Origin of the sequence: Streptomyces sp. NPDC001985 (genome assembly GCF_040296845.1) — a bacterium.
Lineage (GTDB): Bacteria > Actinomycetota > Actinomycetes > Streptomycetales > Streptomycetaceae > Streptomyces.
Genome location: NZ_JBEOYB010000054.1, coordinates 22,137 through 41,119, shown reverse-complemented (window position 1 = coordinate 41,119; position 18,983 = coordinate 22,137). Strand labels below are relative to the sequence as shown.

The 18,983-nt window shown below is 72.9% G+C and carries 14 protein-coding genes; 7 read left to right on the top strand and 7 right to left on the bottom strand.

Annotation, left to right across the window (positions count from 1 at the left end; genetic code table 11):
- Positions 1-33 precede the first annotated feature (33 nt).
- A complete protein-coding gene (locus ABT122_RS23375; RefSeq protein WP_351555511.1) occupies positions 34-1,323 on the top strand; it encodes a DUF4190 domain-containing protein in 1,290 nt (429 codons plus the stop codon).
- Between the two features lie 103 nt (positions 1,324-1,426).
- Here ABT122_RS23375 and ABT122_RS23370 read toward each other — a convergent pair whose 3' ends face one another.
- Positions 1,427-2,839 carry a glycoside hydrolase family 18 protein gene (locus ABT122_RS23370; RefSeq protein WP_351555508.1) on the bottom strand — a complete coding sequence of 471 codons (1,413 nt, stop codon included), beginning with the start codon at positions 2,837-2,839 and terminating at the stop codon, positions 1,427-1,429.
- Between the two features lie 241 nt (positions 2,840-3,080).
- Here ABT122_RS23370 and ABT122_RS23365 point away from each other — a divergent pair, with 241 nt between their 5' ends.
- From ABT122_RS23365 to ABT122_RS23345, 5 genes are all read left to right on the top strand, one after another.
- A complete protein-coding gene (locus ABT122_RS23365; RefSeq protein WP_351555505.1) occupies positions 3,081-3,833 on the top strand; it encodes a GntR family transcriptional regulator in 753 nt (250 codons plus the stop codon).
- A 255-nt stretch (positions 3,834-4,088) separates the two neighbouring features.
- Positions 4,089-4,271: an SPOR domain-containing protein gene (locus ABT122_RS23360; protein WP_351555502.1), complete on the top strand. Its 183-nt coding sequence runs from the start codon at positions 4,089-4,091 to the stop codon at positions 4,269-4,271.
- Positions 4,272-4,486: 215 nt separating this feature from the next.
- A complete protein-coding gene (locus tag ABT122_RS23355) occupies positions 4,487-4,888 on the top strand; it encodes an NUDIX hydrolase (protein ID WP_351555499.1) in 402 nt (133 codons plus the stop codon).
- 202 nt (positions 4,889-5,090) lie between these two features.
- Positions 5,091-5,507, top strand: a complete 417-nt coding sequence (locus ABT122_RS23350) for an ATP-binding protein (protein WP_351555496.1) — start codon at positions 5,091-5,093, stop codon at positions 5,505-5,507.
- Between the two features lie 147 nt (positions 5,508-5,654).
- Positions 5,655-8,318 carry a SpoIIE family protein phosphatase gene (locus ABT122_RS23345; RefSeq protein WP_351555493.1) on the top strand — a complete coding sequence of 888 codons (2,664 nt, stop codon included), beginning with the start codon at positions 5,655-5,657 and terminating at the stop codon, positions 8,316-8,318.
- An 89-nt stretch (positions 8,319-8,407) separates the two neighbouring features.
- Here ABT122_RS23345 and ABT122_RS23340 read toward each other — a convergent pair whose 3' ends face one another.
- From ABT122_RS23340 to ABT122_RS23315, 6 genes are all read right to left on the bottom strand, one after another.
- Entirely contained in the window at positions 8,408-9,121 is a 714-nt protein-coding gene (locus ABT122_RS23340; protein ID WP_351555490.1) for a PspA/IM30 family protein, read from the bottom strand.
- A 107-nt stretch (positions 9,122-9,228) separates the two neighbouring features.
- Positions 9,229-11,307, bottom strand: a complete 2,079-nt coding sequence (locus ABT122_RS23335; RefSeq protein WP_351555487.1) for a TPM domain-containing protein — start codon at positions 11,305-11,307, stop codon at positions 9,229-9,231.
- An 827-nt stretch (positions 11,308-12,134) separates the two neighbouring features.
- On the bottom strand, positions 12,135-12,908 hold the full coding sequence (locus ABT122_RS23330) for a succinate dehydrogenase/fumarate reductase iron-sulfur subunit (RefSeq protein WP_351555484.1): 774 nt from the start codon (positions 12,906-12,908) through the stop codon (positions 12,135-12,137).
- Positions 12,905-14,833, bottom strand: a complete 1,929-nt coding sequence (locus ABT122_RS23325; protein WP_351555481.1) for a fumarate reductase/succinate dehydrogenase flavoprotein subunit — start codon at positions 14,831-14,833, stop codon at positions 12,905-12,907. The genes ABT122_RS23330 and ABT122_RS23325 overlap by 4 nt, the downstream gene beginning before the upstream one ends.
- A complete protein-coding gene (gene sdhC / locus ABT122_RS23320) occupies positions 14,833-15,654 on the bottom strand; it encodes a succinate dehydrogenase subunit SdhC (RefSeq protein WP_351555478.1) in 822 nt (273 codons plus the stop codon). The genes ABT122_RS23325 and sdhC overlap by 1 nt, the downstream gene beginning before the upstream one ends.
- Before the next feature lie 36 nt (positions 15,655-15,690).
- Complete coding sequence (locus ABT122_RS23315; protein WP_351555475.1) at positions 15,691-15,942, bottom strand: Rv0250c family protein; 252 nt, start codon at positions 15,940-15,942, stop codon at positions 15,691-15,693.
- A 338-nt stretch (positions 15,943-16,280) separates the two neighbouring features.
- Here ABT122_RS23315 and ABT122_RS23310 point away from each other — a divergent pair, with 338 nt between their 5' ends.
- Positions 16,281-18,905, top strand: coding sequence for an ABC transporter family substrate-binding protein (locus ABT122_RS23310; RefSeq protein ID WP_351555472.1), 2,625 nt, complete (start codon positions 16,281-16,283; stop codon positions 18,903-18,905).
- Positions 18,906-18,983 lie beyond the last annotated feature (78 nt).

The following is an 18,983-nucleotide window of genomic DNA, read 5'->3' as shown; positions in this document are numbered from 1 at the left end:
CGCATCCCCGATCCGACGAGGAGCACCGCACCCGTGGACCCCGCACAGCCGGGCGGACCCCCGCCACCCCGTCCGGGCGGGCAGCACCCCGCGTACCAGGCGTATCACCTGTATCCGGGGTACGGGACGCCCCCGGCGCCCGCCCCGGTCAACAGGTTCTCCATCGCCTCCCTGGTGACCGGGGTCGTCTGCTGTCTGCCGCCGCTCGGGCTGGTGCTGGGGCTGATCGCGCTGGCGCAGATCCGGCGGCGGGGGCAGCGCGGCCGGGGGCTGGCGGTCGCGGGTGCGGCGCTCTCCTCCCTCAGCACGGCGCTGGTGCTGATGCTGCTGCTCACCGGTGTGGCGGGGGAGGCGTGGAACGGTTTCCGGGAGGGGTGGAGGGACGCCTCCCGGAGCCCGCGCGCACCGGAGCTGCGCAGCGGGGACTGCGTCCGTCTGCCCAGCACGGACCCACCGGCCCCCGGCGCGGCGATGCCGGCCGATGTGGTCGGGTGCGGCACCCCCCACGAGGGGGAGATCACGGCCTCCTTCCCGGTCACCGGCTTCACGGAGTACCCCGGCGACACACCGCTCGCCCATGAGGCCTGGGAGCGCTGCGACGCGTTCCACCTGGCGTATGTGCTGGACCCCTGGCGGATTCCCCGGAATGTGGAGCCGTACGTCCACCGGCCCGGCCGGGAGGAGTGGGCCGCCGGGGACCGGACCGTCCACTGCGGTCTCGCCACCGTGGACGGGACGCGGATCACCGGCTCGCTCCGGGGGCCGGCGCGCGGACTGAACAGGGATCAGTACGCCTATGTGGCGCTGGAGGCGAAGATCGGGGACGTCCTCCTGGGGCAGCCGGAGCCGGAGCACGCCGAGGCCGTCCGGGAGTGGGCGGCGGAGTCCGCCGCGGTCCACGCCGAGCAGGCGAGGGTGCTGCGGGAGTACGACTGGCCCGCGAGGGCGGCCGGGGCCGCGGACCGGCGCGCCGCGGAGTTCGACCGGGCGGGCGGACTGTGGCGGAAGGCGTCCCGGGTCGGTGACGAGCGGTGGGACGAGCGGTGGGAGGAACAGTGGGAGCGGAAAGGGGAGGAGAAGAGGGAGAAGCGGGGGGAAGCGGGGCGGGACGGGAAGCGGGACGACGATCTGAAGGCGCTGGAGCGGGACAGCGATCGCGAGGACGCCTTCTGGCGGACCTCCCAGGCGGCCGAGAAGGCACTGGAGGTGGGGACCGAGTCCGCCATCCGCCGCGCGCTGGGGCTGGAGGCCGTGCCCCCGGCGGACCGAGCCGTCCCCGGCGCCCCCGCCACCCCCGCCGGACCCGACGGGCCCGCCTCCTGAGACGTACACGCGGGAGGCCGGTGCCCCCGGGCCACCGACAGCCCTGGAACACCGGCCCCGTACCGGTCGCGCCCCGACCCCTGTCCGGGGCGCGCGGATGCCGTCAGCGCCGCTTCAGCCCGCGGTCGACGGCCTTCACCAGCTCGCCGTTCTCGGTGTCCCCGTCGAGGGACCAGAACATCGCCCCGCCGAGACCCCGGTCACGGATGTACTCGGTCTTGGCGTCGAGCACCTTCGGGTCGTCGTACGTCCACAGGGTGGTCCCGTCGAACAGCCACGCCTGGCCGTGCTTCCGGTGGACCTGGTACTTCCCCGAATCGGCCAGCTTCTTGAGGACCTTGTAGTCCTCGAAGCCCGGCTGGTGCACCGCGGGGGCGGGCCGCTCGGCCGGCTGGCCCATGCCGTCGCCGCCGCCGGAGACGCCGGTCCACCCCTGGCCGTAGAACGGCATGCCCACGACCAGCTTGTGTGCCGGGGCGCCGCGCTTCAGCCAGTCGCCCACCGTCTGGTGGACGCTGAAGTCGTTCTTCGCGTAGAGCGCGGACTGCTGGGCGGTGGTCTTCTCGCCCGAGACGTGGAAGTCGTAGCCCTGGAGGTTGACGAAGTCGAAGTCCCGCATGATCTTCGGGACCTCGAAGCCCGCGTCGATCTTGGCGGGGGCCGTCGGGACGAAGGCGGAGAGGTCGTAGTGCTTGGCCTTCTTGCCCGTCTTCCGCGCCTCGCTCCTGGCGTGCGCGTCGAGCTGGGTCCGGAACTCCTTCACCAGCGCGGTGAAGTTCTTCTTGTCCTCCGGGCGGTACGGGGTGTCCGCCTCGCCCGCCGAGCCGGGCCACTCCCAGTCGATGTCCACGCCGTCGAAGACCCCGGCCGCCGCGCCCTCGCCGCCGCGCGCGCCGTCCACGGGCAGATTGCCCTTGATGTAGATGTCGAGGCAGGAGGAGACCAGCGACTTGCGCTTCTCCGCCGTGAAGACCGCCTCGGAGAAGTGGGTGGACCAGGTCCAGCCGCCGAGCGAGATCAGCACCTTGAGGTTCGGGTTCTTGGCCTTCAGCTCGCGCAGCTGGTTGAAGTTGCCCGCGAGCCGCTGGTCGGCGGTGTCGCCGACGCCGTCCACCGACTGGGACGCGTCCACGGGGCGGACGTAGTCGGCCCAGGAGTCGGCCTCGCCGAGGGGGCCGGTGATCAGGCACTTGCCCTCGGGGCTGACATTGGCGAAGGCGTAGTTGATATGGGTCAGCTTCGCCGCCTGGCCGCTGGTCTCCAGGTTCTTGACGTGGTAGTCCCGGCCGTAGATGCCCCACTGGCTGAAGTAGCCGATGCGCTTGTACGAGCGCTTGCGGTCGTCGTCGTCATCGTCGCGGTCCTGGCCCCGGTCCCGGTCTGCCGCCTGGGCTCGGGCCTCGGACCGGGCCTGTGCGGAGGTGTCGGCGGTGGCGGTGGCGGCGGGGGCGATCGTCGCGAGGAGCGCGAGGGAGCTGACCGCGACCGTGGTGCGTACAAGGGTTCTTCGACGCATGGGACTCATTCCTGTGCGTGCCCCCGCGTACGCGTACGCGGGAGCATTTCCGTGAACGGCGTCGTGCAGTCAGGACCGTATTGGTCTGGACCATTGAGGTCAATGGTCCGGGCGCGGGTACCTGGGGTAACCGTCTCCGGCGTCCAACTCATCACTTCGGGTGAAACCTTGGCCCATGGTTGCGGTCAACAACCCACGGTTGTCAGTCTGTTGCCGTCTGTCAAGATGATGGGAGTGATCAGTGGCCTTCGGTGAGCAGCCCGCCTACCAGCGCATCGCGAGCGATCTCCGCCGGCAGATCGTCACGGGCTCCCTGCCGCCGCACTCCCGGCTCCCCTCCCAGGCCCGGATCTGCCGGGAGTACGGAGTCTCCGACACGGTCGCCCTGGAGGCGCGCCGGGTCCTGATGGCCGAGGGCCTGGTGGAGGGCCGCTCGGGCTCCGGCACCTATGTGCGCGAGCGGCCGGTGCCGCGCCGTATCTCCCGCTCCGGCTACCGGCCCGCCTCCGGCTCCTCCCTCTTCCGCCAGGAGCAGACCGCCGACGGCGTCCGCGGCACCTGGGAGTCCGGCAGTGAGCGCGCGCCGGCGGGCGCCGGGATCGCCGAGCGGCTGGGCGTCGAGGCCGGCGCGCCCCTGATGCGTACGCGCTATGTGTTCCGCGACGGCGGCGAGCCGATGATGCTCTCCACCTCCTGGGAGCCGCTCGACCTCACCGGGCGCACCCCGGTGATGCTGCCCGAGGAGGGGCCGGTGGGCGGGCGCGGGGTGGTGGAGCGGATGGCCGCCATCGGCCTGGTCGTGGACAACGTCGCGGAGGAGATCGGCGCGCGCCCCGGGCTCACGGAGGAACTGCGCGCTCTCGGCGGGGCGCCGGGACAGGTGGTGCTGGTCCTGGCGCGGACGTACTACGCCTCGGGGCGCGCGGTCGAGACGGCGGACCTCGTCGTCCCCTCGGACCGCTTCCGGATCGCTTACCACCTCCCGGTGAAGTGACCCGGTGAAGTGGCCCGCTGAGGCGGCCCGCTGAGGCGGCCCGGCCGGGGCGGAGGGGCCCGGGCCGGAGGAGGGTGATCCCGGGTCGTCCGGCGTCGGGGGAGGGCGCGCGTGATCGGACGCGCCCCCTCTTTCCTTTCTCTTTGTGTGAATCCGTATCCGCTGAGTGAGGGTCAGGCGTAGGCTCTGGCATATGCATAGCGCGGTTTCCGGGCCACTTCCGATGGCCCGCGGAGCGAGGTGGGGAGGTGCGCGATGAATGACGCCGGCCCGGTGCTCCCCTGGCTCGTCATACGCCAGGACGACAACGGCAACTGCTATCGCGTCGGTCGGTACGCGACCGAGGACGAGGCCCAGCAGATGGCCGACACGCTCGATGTCGCCGGACGCGAGCAGCTCTACTGGGTGGAGCGCGTCGGGCGGACCACCGCCTACTGACCGGACGCGCCCGCCGCCGGTCTGCCGCCGGCCCGCCGCCGATCCACAGCGGCCCGGGGCTCCCGGCCCCGGATGCCGGACCGACCCGTGCCGGGCGCGCGGCCCCCTGGCGCGTTCCCCCCGCGCTCCCCCCACGGTCCGCCCGCCCGAGGGCGGAGCGCGGCGCCCCGGTAGGGTCTCCAGCCTGACCGGGTTCCGCGTGAGTGAGGCAGGCAATGCCGGCATTGATCGACACGGTGGCATGGGTACGGGTGGAGGGCGGCAGGATTCTCTGCGCGCGCCCCCGGGGGAAAGATGTCTTCTACATCCCCGGCGGCAAGCGCGAGGGCGCGGAGAGCGATCTCGAAACCCTGCTGCGCGAGGTGGCGGAGGAGCTGACGGTGTCGATCGTCCCCGCGACCGTGGCCCATGTGGGCACCTATGAGGCCCGGGACGAGAAGCTGACGGGCGGCGCGGTGGTGCGGATGAGCTGCTACACCGGCGAGTACCGGGGCAGCCTCGCGGCCAGCGCCGAGATCGAGGAGATGGCGTGGTTCTCCTACGCCGACCGCGCCCTCGTCCCCCCGGTCGACCAGCTCCTCTTCGACGACCTCAAGGCATCGGGCACCCTGCGATGACCTCCTCCGCCGCCCGCGGGCGCGCTCACGGCGGTCCCCGGGGGCGGTTCGGCGCGCCCCGGAGGGCGCGGGGCCCCGTCCGTACGCCGTTTGTGTCAACCATGCACCACTTAACGGGCTGAGCGGGTATCTCGTCCCAAATATCGGGTATGTGGTGATTAGCCCCCCTACAAGGGATGCGGGTCTGCTGCTGGTCCGGGAAGTGAGCGGCGTGATCGACTCCGACGGCGCGCGCGCCGAGTGGACCTTCCCCGCCGAGCCCGGTGCGGTGCGCACCGCCCGTCATGCCGTCAGGGACACACTGCGCGCCTGGGGGCTCGACCCCGCTGTCGCCGATGTGACGGTCCTGCTGGTCAGCGAGCTGGTGACCAACTCCCTGCGCTATGCCTCCGGCCCCATCGGAGTCCGGCTGGGCCACCGCGAGCGGAACGGGAACGCGCCCTTCCTGCTGGTGGAGGTCTCCGATCCGCTGCCCGATCCGCCCACGGAGCGCGTCGCCGCCCCCGACGACGAGGGCGGACGCGGTCTTCAACTCATCGCCGGAACCGCGCGACGCTGGGGTACCCGAAGGGGCAGGACAGGGAAGACAGTGTGGTTCGAGCTGGCTCTTACTGGTTAAGAGTGTGAAGGGATAACGATCACCGCTGAGTCGGCGCAAAATGAACGAGACCGTGCTGTGATCGTGAACGCCGTGTGCGTCAGAGCCGTAGTGCTGAATACTGCGGTCATGGCCGGTCCGGTGCGGTGAGCTGGAGGGGACGGTCGCGTGAGCGAGATACCTGGGACGACGAACGGTGTCGTATGGCAGAGCAGCCCGCCTGGCTCGATCTATGACTCGATAGGGGCCGCCGCCTTCTCGATCGGCCCCGATGGGCTGGTCGACCAGTGGAGTCGGCGTGCCGCCGATCTCTTCGGCATCACTGCCGCCGAGGTCAGGGGCAAGGACCCGGTCGAGGTCTTCCTCTCGTCCGACCTGCGGACACAGGGCCGCCGGCAGGTCGGCGAGATCCTCGACGGCAAGGAGTGGACCGGTCTGGTCCCCTTCCGTGTGCCGGGACGGGCCGAGCCCCGAGGGGTCGCCGAGGTCTATGTGATGCCCAGCGAGACGGAGAACGGCGAGCGGGCGGCGCTCTGTCTGGTCGTCGATGTCCGGACCCTGCGGCAGGTGGAGACCGATCTGGCCGCCTCACAGGCCATTTTCGGACAATCCCCTTTTGGATTTCTGCTCTTCGGCACCGATCTGCGGGTCCAGCGCGCCAACCAGCGCGTCGCCACCGTCTTCGGCGGCAGCATCGAGGACCACCGGGGACGCACCGTCCACGACTACCTCTCCCGCCCCGAGGCCGAACGGATGGACGCGGCGCTCCGCCGGGTCCTGGAGACCGGGGAGCCCGCGGTCGACCTCCAGCTCGTCGGGGTGGCCCGGGACGGCGCCGACCGCAGGCACTGGTCCGTCAACCTCTACCGGGTGCACAGCGGCTCCGGCCGCCCCATCGGCGTCGCCGGGGTCGGCACCGATGTGACCCGCCGCCACGCCGCCGTCCGCGAGGCCGCCAGCGCCCGCCGCAACCTCGCCCTGCTCAACGAGGCCAGCGCCCGGATCGGCAACTCCCTCGATCTGGAGACCACCGCCCGCGAACTGCTCGACGTCGCCGTCCCCGGCTTCTGCGACCTCGCCTCGGTCGACCTGGTCCAGGATCTGCTCACCGGCGAGGAGGCACCGCCCGGCCGGTGGGACTCGCCCGGGGCCGAGAGCTTCGGCGGCGGGAGCGCCGCCCTGCGCCGGGTCGCCTTCGCCAGCGCCGTCTCCGACTCCCCGCTGATCACCACCCCGGGGTGCGGCTCCCGCGACGGCGCGCCCACCGCCGTCGGCGAGGTCCACCGCTACTCCTTCCACTCGCCGTGCGCCGCCGCGCTGCGCACCGCCAGGGTCCAGTCCATACCCGGCCGGGACGGCAGCCTGGTGCAGTCCACCCTCGCCGTCCCGATGGTCGCCCACGACCGGGTCGTCGGGCTGGTCCAGTTCTCCCGCACCAAGGGCAGCGAACCCTTCGGGGAGCGCGACCGGGCGCTCGCCGTCGAGCTGGCCGCCCGCGCCGCCGTCTGCATCGACAACGCCCGGCTCTACCGCAGGGAGCACGAGCGCGCCCTCATCCTCCAGCGCAGCCTGCTGCCCCCCGGTGACCCCGAGGCCGCCGGGCTGGACATCGCCTGCCGCTACCTCCCCGGCAACACCGCCACCGAGGTCGGCGGCGACTGGTTCGACGTCATCGAACTGCCGGGCCACCGCACCGCCCTGGTCGTGGGCGATGTGATGGGGCGCGGACTGCGGGCCGCCGTCGCCATGGGGGAGCTGCGCACCGCCGTGCGGACCCTCGCCCTCCTCGATCTCGAACCGGCGGAGGTGCTCTCCGCGCTCGACGAGATCGCCCGGGGGCTCGGCAGCCCGATCGGCGCCCAGCAGGCGTCCCGGACGGCCCACAAGTCCCCCGGGGCCGACCTCTCCGAGGTCTACCTCGCGACCTGTGTGTACGCCGTCTACGACCCGGTCACCCGCCGCTGCACCTTCGCCAACGCCGGGCATCTGCCCCCGGTGCTGGTCGAGCCGGGCCAGGAGGCGCTGCTGCTCGACGTACCGCCGGGGATGCCGCTCGGCGTGGGCGGCGAGCCCTTCGAGGAGGTGGAGGTCGAGCTGCCCGAGGGGGCGCTCCTCGCGCTCTACACCGACGGTCTGGTCGAATCCCGGCACCATCCGCTGGACGAGGGGCTGCGGGCCTTCCGCACCGCCCTCGCCGAGCCCTCGCGCACCCGGACGGCGGGGTCCGAGCCGGCGGTACGGACGGTGGGGTCCGACCCGGCGGTCCGCGCCGGCGCTCCCGCCGAGGCGGTGCGGGCCGATCTCTCCCGGTCGCTGGAGGACGTCTGCGACCACGTGCTGAACACGCTCAACACCCGGCACGGCGAGGACGACATCGCGCTGCTGATGGCCCGGGTGCAGGGGCTGCCCGCCGAGGCCGTCGGCGACTGGGTGCTGCCGCGCGAGCCCCGCTCGGTCGGCCGGGCGCGTGAACTCTCGCGCGCCCTGCTGGCCTCCTGGGACCTCGAAGCCCTGACGGACACCGTCGAACTGCTCGTCAGCGAGCTGGTCACCAACGCCCTGCGGTACGGCGAGGGCGAGATCCGGCTGCGGCTGCTGCGCGACCGCACCCTCGTCTGCGAGGTCTGGGACGCGGGTCTGGTACAGCCTCGCAGGCGGCGCGCCCGCGACACCGACGAGGGCGGCCGGGGGCTTCAGCTGGTCGGGCTGCTCAGCGCGGCCTGGGGCTCCCGGCGCACCCCGATCGGCAAGACCGTCTGGTTCGAACTCGCGCTGCCCGCCGGGGGACCGGCGGCCGAGCCCACGGTGGAGCAACTGCTCAGCATGTTCTGACCCGGGGCCCGGCGCACGACTCCGGGGCGGCCCTTCTGCCCCGGCCCCGGCCCCGGCCCCGGCTCCTGCTCCCGCTTCCGGCCCGCACCTCAGGCCCCGGTCTTCAGAGCGGCGAGCCGCGCCTCCACCTCGGCCGTGTCGCCCAGGCTGTCCAACCGCTCGAACTGGGCGTCCAGCGAGGACGCCGCCAGCTCCCGCTTCCCCAGCGCCCGTGCCTCCTCCCGCCGGACCTTGTCCTCGAAGCGGTGCAGCTCGCTCGTCGGGTCCAGCACATCGACGCTCTTCACCGCGTCCAGCATCCGGTTCTGGGCGTCCGCCGTCCGCGAGCGGGCCACCAGCTCGTCCCGCTTGGCCCCCAGCTGCCCGAGCTTCGCTTTCATCCGGTCGAGACCGGTCCGCAGCTCGGACACGATCTCCGACTGGGAGGCGATCACCGGCTCCGCCGTCCGTGCCTCCCGCTCGGACTGGAGCTGCCGCTGGAGCGCGATCCTCGCCAGATGGTCGAACCGGTCCGCCTCCGCGCCCTGCCCGGCCACCCGCAGCTCATCCGCCTTCCGGCTGGCCGCCAGCGCCTTGCCGCCCCACTCCCGGGCCGCCGCCGCGTCCTCCTCGTGGTCCTGCTCCATCAGCCGCAGATTGCCGATGGTGCCCGCCACCGCCGCCTCGGCCTCGGCGATGTTGTCGGTGTAGTCCCTGATCAACTGGTCGAGCATCTTCTCCGGATCCTCGGCCTGGTCGAGCAGGGCGTTGATGTTGGCCTTCGCCAACTGGGTGACGCGGCCGAGGACGGTCTGCTTGGTCATGGTGCTTCTCCTGGTGAGCCGGGGGCCGGAGGCCCGGGGGCCCGGGGGCCGGGGGTGGAGTGGGAGCGGGTGGGGACGGGCGCCGGGAGCCGGGACCGGACCCGGGTTCAGAACCGGCCACCTCCCATACGGCCCCGGGTCCCGCCGCCGCCGAAGCTCCCGGGACCGCCGCCGAAGCCCCCGCCGCCGAAACCGCCGCCGAAGAGGCCGCCGAGGAGGATTCCGCCGAGCACCGCGCCCCCGAGGCCACCGCCCGGCCCCCGCGCACCGCCGGGACCGAAACCGCCCCCGCCCCCGCCCCCGCCGCCGAAGCCGCGCACATCCTCCTCGGCCAGGCGCTGTGCCTGCCGTGCCAGCGCGTCCGCCTGCTGTGCCTCGGCCAGCGCGCCCCGGGCGTCGGTCCGGCCCGCCCCCGGGCCGCCCGCCAGCTCGTCCGAGCGCCGCAGCCGCCGCTGGGCCTCCGCCAGCCGGGTCCGCGCCTCGCTGCCGACCGCGCCCCGGTGGGTGGTGATGTAGTCGGCCGCCGCGCCGATCGCCGAACGGGCACCCAGCGTCGCCTGGCCGAGCAGCTCCCGGGACCGCCGAGCGCCCTGCTCGTTCTCCCGCGCCCCCGCCAGCGCCTCGTCCAGGGCCGCGTCCGCCTCCTCGACCCGCCGCAGCGCGTCGATCGGGTCGTACGGTCCGGCCGCCAGCTCCGCGCGCACCTCGGCGGCGACGGTCCCGGCCCGCGCGATACTGCCCTGGAGACCGGCCGTTGGCGTCCCCTCGGCCGTGCCCTTCAGCAGCCCGCCCGCCTCGGCCAGGTCGCTGTCCGTCTCGGTGAGCGCCCCCGGCAGCCGGCCCGCGGCCTCCGCCAGCTCCTGGGCGCGCCGGTCCACGGCCTCCACCAGCCGGGCCGCCTGTGCCAGCGCGCCCTCCGCCGCCCGCACCTGGACGGCCGCGGCCCCGTTGTCGGAGCCCGCGACCGCCGCGTCCGCCCGGTCCAGGCTGTGCCCGGCGAACAGCAGCCGCTCCCTGGCCTGTACGGCGCTGTCCGCGACGGGCGCGGCGGCGGACGCGGCGTACCGGTCCCGCAGCACCGACAGCGTCGCCTCCGCGGTGAGCACCCGGCCGTCGAGTCCGGCGAACGCGCGCCGGGCCGAGGCCAGCGCCTCCGGGGCGTTCCGCTCCAGGGCGCGCAGCCGGTCGAAGGCGTCAGACTCCGCGTCGAGCCGTCTGTTGGCCTCCGTACACCGGGAGAGGATCTCGTCGAGCATCCGCCGGCGCTCCGTGTCGTCCTCCGGGTGGGCGTCGTCGAGCCGCTGGCGCAGCCGGAAGGCGCCCATGAGCTGGGTTCTGGCGCAGCCGACCGCGTCGTGGAACGGGCGGGCGGCGTTGTCGCCGAACTGGGCGGCGGCGAAGCCCAGCTCCTCCTGGCTGGTGCGGAGCGCGTCGTCGGTGTCGACCAGGGCCTGCCGGGCCCGGGTGTCCAGCTCGGCGAGCGGCACCTCGGGCGGCGGGCCGCTGCTCCAGCCGGCCCGGTCGCCCCCGGGGGTGGTACGGGTCGCGGTGCGCCGCCGGCGCCGGGTCCAGGCGTACGCCCCGAGCGCGGCGGCGCCGCCGGCCACGGCGATGGGGAGGACCAGGTCGCCGGCGCTGCTGCCCGCGCCGTCGCCGCCGGGGTCGGGGATGCCGGGGGTGATCGCGGGGGTGGGCACGGGCCGCCCGTTCAGCACCGCCGCGTAGCCGTCGGCCGCGCCGATGGCCGCGCCCGCCCAGTCGCTCTCCCGCAGCGCGGGTTCGATGGCGGTGGTGGCGACCCGGGTGAGCTGGGGATCGCTCAGCCGGGAGGAGGCGGCCACCCAGTAGGTGTACTGCCGGTCGTGGGTGGCGACCGTGAGGAGGACGTCGTCGACGCCCAGGCCGTTCTTCCGGGCGGTGGCGTCGGCCCACTCGGGTGCGGAGCGCCCGGAGAAGTCGCGGACGTAGACGACGAAGAGCTGAAGCCGCTCGTCGCTCCAGAGCCGGTCGAGTGCGCGGACCACCTGGGGCCTGCGCCCGGCGAGGGCGTCGACCCGGTCGGTGATCTGGCCCTGGCGGGAGAGGGGGGCGGGGGGGTCGTCGGGGGTGGAGGGGGCGCGGGGCGCGGTCGGTGTCCACGCCGCGAGGAGCGCGGCGAGCAGCACCGGGGTGGCGATTCGCGTCACATCTCGGAGGCTAAGTCCCGCTCCTCGCCCTCGCGACCGGACGCTGGTGCCTCGGAGGCTGACCTGGGGGAGCTGGGTTTTGTGTGGGGGACGAGGGTTTCTGGGCTCGGGGTGGCCCGAGGGTTTCTGGGCTCGGGGTGGCTCGTGCGAACCCGGCCTCGCGTGTGGTCTGTGTGAACCCGGCCTCGCGTGTGGCCCGTGTGAACCTGTTCTCGTGTGTGGCTCGTGCGATCCGCCCACGCGGGTGGCCCGTGTGAACCTGTCCTCGGGGGTGATCCGAGTGTTCCCGGCCTCGAGTGTGACCTGAGCGAATCCGTCCTCGCCGGTGACCGGAGCAGACCCGGCCCTGCCGGCGGGCTGGGGCACAACATCCGGCCCTGCTGGCGGGCTGGGGCACAACATCCGGCCTTGCCGGCGGGCTGGGGCACAACATCCGGCCTTGCCGGCGGGCTGGGGCGCAACATCCGGCCCTGTCGGCGGGCTGGGGCACAACATCCAGCCTCGCCGGCGTTTGAGGCGCGGGGGTTCGGGGGCTGGCCCCCGACCGTGGCCCGCAGGGTGCGGGGTCCTGTGGCACAGGGTCCGTCCTCAAACTCCCCCAGAGCTGCCTCTGGGAGGTGCCCCCAGACGGGCTGGGGGTGCGCCGGGTGGGCTGGGTTTGCTCGGGCACCCCGGGCACAGGGTCCGTCCTCAAGCGCCGGACGGGCTGGGTTTGGCCGGGCGCGGGGTGCGTCGGGTGGGGCGGGGGTGTGCGGGCCACCTCCGGTGCGGGGGCGGGCGGGCACCCCCGCGCTGGGGGTGCCCGCCCGCGCTCGCGGCGCGGTGGGTCAGGAGGTACGGCGGCGCGGGATCTTGCTGCCCAGCCACACCAGCGGATCGTACTTCCGGTCCACCGCCCGCTCCTTCAGCGGAATCAGCGCGTTATCCGTGATCTTGATCCCCTCCGGGCAGACCTCGGTGCAGCACTTGGTGATATTGCAGTACCCCAGCCCGTGCTCCTCCTGAGCCGTCCGCTTCCGGTCCAGCCCCGCCTCCCCCGCCGCGTCCAGCGGATGCATGTCCAGCTCCGCCACCCGCATCAGGAAGCGCGGCCCCGCGAAGGCCGCCTTGTTCTCCTCGTGGTCGCGCACCACATGACAGGTGTCCTGGCAGAGAAAGCACTCGATGCACTTGCGGAACTCCTGGGAGCGGTCCACATCGACCTGCTGCATCCGGTACTCACCCGCCGCCACCCCCGGCGGCGGGACGAACGACGGCACCTCCCGCGCCTTCGTGTAGTTGAAGGTCACATCCGTCACCAGATCCCGCACCACGGGAAAGGCCCGCAGCGGCGTGACCGTGATGGTCTCCGCCGGGGAGAAGACGGACATCCGGGTCATGCACAGCAGCCTCGGCCGCCCGTTGATCTCCGCGCTGCACGACCCGCACTTCCCCGCCTTGCAGTTCCAGCGGACCGCGAGATCGGACGCCTGGGTGGCCTGGATGCGGTGGATGATGTCCAGCACCACCTCACCGTCGTTGACCTCGACGGCGAAGTCCGCCAGCTCCCCGCCCTCCTGGTCCCCGCGCCACACCCTGAACGCGGCCTGGTACGAACTCACGTGTGGAGCTCCTCTTCGGCGAGGTACTTGACCAGCTCTTCCTTCTCGAAGAGAGCGAGCAGGTCCGGACGGATCGGATCGGTGGCCACACGCTCCAGCGTGATCTGCCCGGCCGCCGGATCGGCGGTCCACCGTTCACCGGTGGGATCGACCAGCCGGCAGCGCAGATTCGCCGGCCGCCAGGAGCGCTCCATCGTGGGGAAGTCCTCCCGGGTGTGACCGCCCCGGCTCTCCGTGCGCTCCAGCGCGGCCCGCGCCACACACTCGCTGACCAGCAGCATGTTCCGCAGGTCCAGGGCGAGGTGCCAGCCGGGGTTGAACTGCCGGTGCCCCTCGACCCCGGCGCTGCGGGCCCGCGCCCGCAGCCCCGCCAGCCGCTTCAGCGCCTGCGCCATCTCGCCCTCCCGGCGGATGATGCCGACCAGGTCGTTCATGGTCTGCTGGAGCTCCTGATGGAGGGTGTACGGATTCTCCGGCGGATCGTCGCCCGCGAGGCCCGGGGCGCTGAAGGGGTGGAGCGCCTCGGCTGCCGCCGCGTCGATCCCGGCCTCGCTCACCCGTGGCCGGTCGACCGTGCCGAGCGCCAGTTCGGCCGCGTACAGACCGGCACGGCGGCCGAAGACCAGCAGGTCGGAGAGGGAGTTGCCGCCCAGCCGGTTGGAGCCGTGCATACCGCCGGCGACCTCACCGGCGGCGAAGAGCCCGGGGACCCCGGCCGCGGCGGCGCTGTCGGACTCGACCGCGATCCCGCCCATGACGTAGTGGCAGGTGGGGCCGACCTCCATCGCCTCGGCGGTGATGTCGACATCCGCCAGCTCCTTGAACTGGTGGTACATCGACGGCAGCCGCCGCCGGATGACCTCGGCGGGCATCCGGGTGGAGACATCGAGGAAGACCCCGCCGTGCGGGGAGCCGCGGCCCGCCTTCACCTCCGAGTTGATGGCACGGGCCACCTCGTCGCGGGGGAGCAGCTCGGGCGGGCGCCGGTTCTGGTCCGGGTCCTCGTACCAGCGGTCGCCCTCCTCCTCGCTCTGCGCGTACTTGTCCTTGAACACCTCGGGGATGTAGTCGAACATGAACCGCTTGCCCTCGGAGTTGCGCAGCACCCCGCCGTCGCCGCGCACCGACTCGGTGACGAGGATGCCCTTGACCGAGGGCGGCCAGACCATCCCGGTCGGGTGGAACTGCACGAACTCCATGTTGAGCAGCGGCGCGCCCGCGAGGAGCGCCAGCGCGTGGCCGTCCCCGGTGTACTCCCAGGAGTTGGAGGTCACCTTGAAGGACTTCCCGATGCCGCCGGTGGCGAGGACGACCGCGGGGGCCTCCAGCACGAAGAAGCGGCCGGACTCCCGCTCGTAGCAGAAGGTCCCCGACACCCGCTCCCCGTCCTTGAGCACACGGGTGACGGTGCACTCCTGGAAGACCTTGAGCCGGGCCTCGTAGTCGCCGTACTCGGCGTGGTCCGCCTGCTGGAGCGAGACGATCTTCTGCTGGAGGGTGCGGATCAGCTCCAGGCCCGTCCGGTCGCCGACATGGGCCAGCCGGGGGTACTCGTGACCGCCGAAGTTCCGCTGGGAGATCCGCCCGTCCGCCGTGCGGTCGAAGAGGGCGCCCCAGGTCTCCAGCTCCCAGACCCGGTCCGGGGCCTCCTGCGCGTGCAGTTCGGCCATCCGCCACTGGTTGAGGAACTTGCCCCCGCGCATGGTGTCGCGGAAGTGGACCTGCCAGTTGTCACCGGAGTTCACATTGCCCATGGAGGCGGCGATTCCGCCCTCCGCCATCACGGTGTGCGCCTTGCCGAAGAGGGACTTGCAGATCACCGCGGTACGGGCGCCCCGCTCCCGGGCTTCGATGGCCGCGCGCAGGCCGGCCCCGCCCGCGCCGACCACGACCACGTCCCACTGCTGCCGTTCGAGCTGCGTCATCAGAAGAACCTCGGATCTTCGAAGGCACCGGAGGCGAGGAGGTAGACATAGATGTCCGCGACCGAGACGCTCAGCAGCGACACCCACGCCAGCAGCATGTGATGGGCGTTGAGTCTGCCGACCCAGCCCCACAGCCGATAGCGCACCGGATGCCTGGAGAAGTGCTTCAGCCGGCCGCCGACGATATGCCGGCAGGAGTGGCAGGAGAGGGTGTACGCCCAGATGAGGACGGCGTTCACCACGAAGAACACCGTGCCGAGGCCCATGTGCCCCCAGGCGTAGTGCTCGTCGCGGAAGGTCAGTACGGCGTCATAGGTGAGGATGCCGGCGACCGGGATCGCCGCGTAGAAGAAGTACCGGTGCATGTTCTGGAGAATCAGCGGGAAGCGCGTCTCGCCGGTGTACGTCCGGTGCGGTTCGGCGACCGCGCAGGCCGGGGGCGAGGCCCAGAAGCCCCGGTAGTAGGCCTTGCGGTAGTAGTAGCAGGTCAGCCGGAAGCCGAGCGGGAAGATCAGGATCAGCAGCGAGGGGGAGAGCCCCCACCAGCTGCCGAAGATCTCCAGATTGGGCCCGCCCTTCATCGGCACGCAGTTCTCGGCGAGACAGGGCGAGTAGAAGGGCGAGACATAGGGGGCCGCGTAGTAGTCGGCGTTGGCGAAGGCCCGCCAGGTCGAGTAGATGACGAAGGCGAGCAGCCCGCCGGCGGTCAGCGCCGGGGCCAGCCACCAGCGGTCCGTCCGCAGATGGCGGGGGCTGATGGCGGCGCGGGTCGCGCCGTGCACGCCCGAGTGGGTGGGTGGTGGTTCGGTACCAGTGGCCAACGAGGTCTCCTAGGGCCCGGCGGTCGCCGGGCCGGATCAGGGAGCGTGCCGGTCGCGGACGCCCAGACCTTCGTCGTCCGAGTCCGTCCACAGTGCGGTGTTGTACGGAGCGTCGGGGATGGTGACCAGTTGGGTGCGGTCCGGCGGGGTGCGCTCGGGCCGGGTGCCGGAACGCGGCCGGCCCCCTTCGCGCCGCAACTGGTCAACGGTCCGTTCCAGCTCTCCGACACGCTGGATCAGCTCGTCGAGACGGTGCTGAACCGCGTTCAGATCTGTCTGCTGGGACATGACTTGCCCTCACTTCCGCGGGGTGCGGGTGGCGTCGTTCATGCGCCTGCGAGTGTCGCGCCTCACATCTCCCTTGTGAAGGGGATCTGCGGGATTCTCATCGCCTCTCATCCGCTCTCATCGCCTGCGCCGGACGCTTCCCGGGTGGGTTCGGTCTTGGCAACCGCAGTTTCTCCTGTTTTACCGGAACATATGGGCCTGTTTCTTGCGCCGAGCGGGTGACTTCGCGGGCTTGACCCGCCGTGTCTGCACCGACGGAGGGTCTCGTTCCACTTCAGTGCGGTGGAACCAGTGTGATCATCCCAAATTCCGTAAAACAGGATGAAGAGGTAGAGCCCATGTCCCAGGTCGACGAGCCAAACGGGAGGGCCGGCACCCGGATGTCCCGGACCTCACGGACATTCCGTACCTCACGGACGTTCCGCTCAGTGTCGCTGCTCGCCGGCGGAGCGCTCGCGCTGCCCGCCCTGGCCGGGTGCACGGCCGACGACTCCGCCGGGCGGGCCGCCGCCCAGGACATCGCGGCGGCGAAACGGGACAAGGTCGCCGACGGCGGAACCCTGAGCTGGGCGATCGACGCGGTGCCGACCACCCTCAACACCTTCCAGGCCGACGCCGACACCGCCACCACCCGGATCACCGGGGCCGTGCTCCCCGCGCTCTTCACCCTCGACCGGAGCGGCCGTCCGCAGCGCAACCCCGACTATCTGGAGTCCGCCGAGATCGTCGAGCGCGAACCCAAGCAGGTCGTGCTCTACAAGCTCAACCAGAAGGCGGTCTGGAGCGACGGCCGGGAGATCGGGGCACCCGACTTCGTCTCCCAGTGGCGCGCGCTCAGCGGCCGGGACAGCTCCTACTGGACCGCGCGCAACGCCGGGTACGACCGGATCGAGGAGATCCAGAAGGGGGCCAACGACCTGGAGGTCAAGGTCACCTTCAAGAAGCCCTACGCGGACTGGCGCTCCCTCTTCACCCCGCTCTACCCCAAGGACGTCACCGGGACCCCCAACGCCTTCAACGACGGGGCCCGCACCACCCTCAAGGCCACGGCGGGACCCTTCCGGCTCGGCGGGCTCGACCGGAAGGCCGGCACCGCGACCCTGGAGCGCAACCCCCGCTGGTGGGGGGAGCAGACCAAGCTGGACACCCTGGTGCTCACCGCCGTACCGAGGGAGAAGCGGGCCGCCGCCCTCGCCTCCGGGAAGGTCGACATCGCCGAGGTCGACCGCCCGACCGCCCACCGGATCGCCCTGGCCGCCCGGGACGCGTCGAGCGCCGGGGCCGCGGGCTCCGCCGGCGCGGCGGGCCCCCCGGCCCTCGCCCCCGGCGCCCTCCCCGCCCACGGCCCCGGCTCCACCCTCACCGGCTCCGCCGCGCTCAGGTCCTGGGCCCTCGCCCACGGCTCCGACGAGGAGGTGGCCGAGGAGGAGCAGGGCGCACGGGTGCGCGCCGCCCGCGCGATCGTCACCTACGCCGAGGAGCAGCGGGGACTGCGCGCCCTGGAGGTCCGCAAGTCCCTGGAGCCCGCCTTCACCCAGCTCGCGCTGAACGGCGAGACCGGGCCGCTCGCCGACGACCGGGTGCGCCGGGCCGTGGCCCGTGCGCTCGACCGCCAGGAGCTGGCCGACGCGGTGCTGGGCCCGCTCGGACTGCCCGCGACCCCGCCGGGCAACCATCTGGCGCTGGCCGGCCAGCGTGCGTACACCGACAACAGCGGGGCGCTCGGCGAGCAGAACACCCAGGAGGCACAGGCCCTGCTCGCGGACGCGGGCTGGGTGCCCGGCGGGGCGCTCAAGAAGCGGCAGCCCGCGAAGGCGGGCGGTGAGGCGTCGGCGTCCCCGTCCGACGAGGCAGATGAGTCCGCCGAGTCCGATGAGTCCGCCGAGTCCGCCGGGGAGACCGACGGCTCGAACGGCTCGGACGGCAAGAACCCGGGGAAGCGGAAGGCCGAGAGCCCGGACGGGGACGAGACCCCGGACGGCGACGAGACCCTGGACACCCCCTCCGGCGAGGGGCTCTACATCGTCGGCGACGACAAGGCCGCCGAGGGCTCCGGCGGCACCCATGTCCTGGCCCCCGCCCCCGTGACCTTCCAGGAGCTGGCCGTCCAGCCCCGGGCCAGGGACGCCCGGACGGCCACCGACGGTGACGGCGAGCGCACCCGCGCCGGCGCCGGGAAGGCGCGCGAGGACGCCCGGGGCCCGGGGGCCGGCGCCTACGCCCCGGCGGGCACCGCCGCCCCGGTCGCCGCGGGCGGCCGGCTCGGCAAGGACGGCAAGCCGCTCTCCCTGCGGTTCGTCCTCCCGTCGGGCCCCGGCTCGGAGTCGCTGCGGACCGTCGGCGACCGGATCGCCCGGATGCTGGACCGCATCGGCATCAGCACCGAGATCACCAAGGTCGCCGACAAGGACTACTTCAAGGAGCACATCGCCTCGGGCCAGTACGACCTCGCCCTCTACTCCTGGCCCGCCACCGCCTACCCGGCGACCGACGCCCGCCCCATCTACGCCAAGCCCGAGCCGGCCGGCGACGGCTCCCTGGTGGTGGAGCAGAACTACACCCGCGTCGGTACGGACTACATCGACCAGCTCTTCGAGCAGGCCGCCTCCGAGCTGGACGAGGACGAGGCCCGTGATCTGGTGCGCCGGGCCGACGCCCGGATCTGGGCCGCGGCCGGGTCCATCCCGCTCTACCAGCGCCCCGAGCTGGTCGCCGTCCGGCCGGCGGTGCGCAATGCCGGGGCCTTCGGCTTCGCCACCCCCCGCTACGAGGACATCGGCCTCACCGCCGAGCGGCCCAAGACCCGGGCGAAGGCCGGGGCCAGGGCCGGCGGTGGCCGGGACGACCGTCCCGAGACGCCCCTGACCGGCCAGAACCCCGGACCGGGCGCCGCCTCGGCGGCCGACCGGGACGACGAGGACGCCGCCCCCGCACCCGCCTCCCCCGACGGCTCCGGGGAGTAACCGGCCAACCTCAGAACCCGCTCAACTCCCTTGCCCGCCGGCCACCCCGGCGGGCAAGATCATGTCCACCCGTTGACC

Bases quoted from the DNA above. Each gene is read 5' to 3' on its own strand.
- ABT122_RS23370 (WP_351555508.1), bottom strand. From the start codon at position 2,839: ATGCGTCGAAGAACCCTTGTACGCACCACGGTCGCGGTCAGCTCCCTC.
- ABT122_RS23360 (WP_351555502.1), top strand. From the start codon at position 4,089: ATGAATGACGCCGGCCCGGTGCTCCCCTGGCTCGTCATACGCCAGGAC.
- ABT122_RS23355 (WP_351555499.1), top strand. From the start codon at position 4,487: ATGCCGGCATTGATCGACACGGTGGCATGGGTACGGGTGGAGGGCGGC.
- ABT122_RS23340 (WP_351555490.1), bottom strand. From the start codon at position 9,121: ATGACCAAGCAGACCGTCCTCGGCCGCGTCACCCAGTTGGCGAAGGCC.
- ABT122_RS23325 (WP_351555481.1), bottom strand. From the start codon at position 14,833: ATGACGCAGCTCGAACGGCAGCAGTGGGACGTGGTCGTGGTCGGCGCG.
- ABT122_RS23315 (WP_351555475.1), bottom strand. From the start codon at position 15,942: ATGTCCCAGCAGACAGATCTGAACGCGGTTCAGCACCGTCTCGACGAG.
- ABT122_RS23310 (WP_351555472.1), top strand. From the start codon at position 16,281: ATGTCCCAGGTCGACGAGCCAAACGGGAGGGCCGGCACCCGGATGTCC.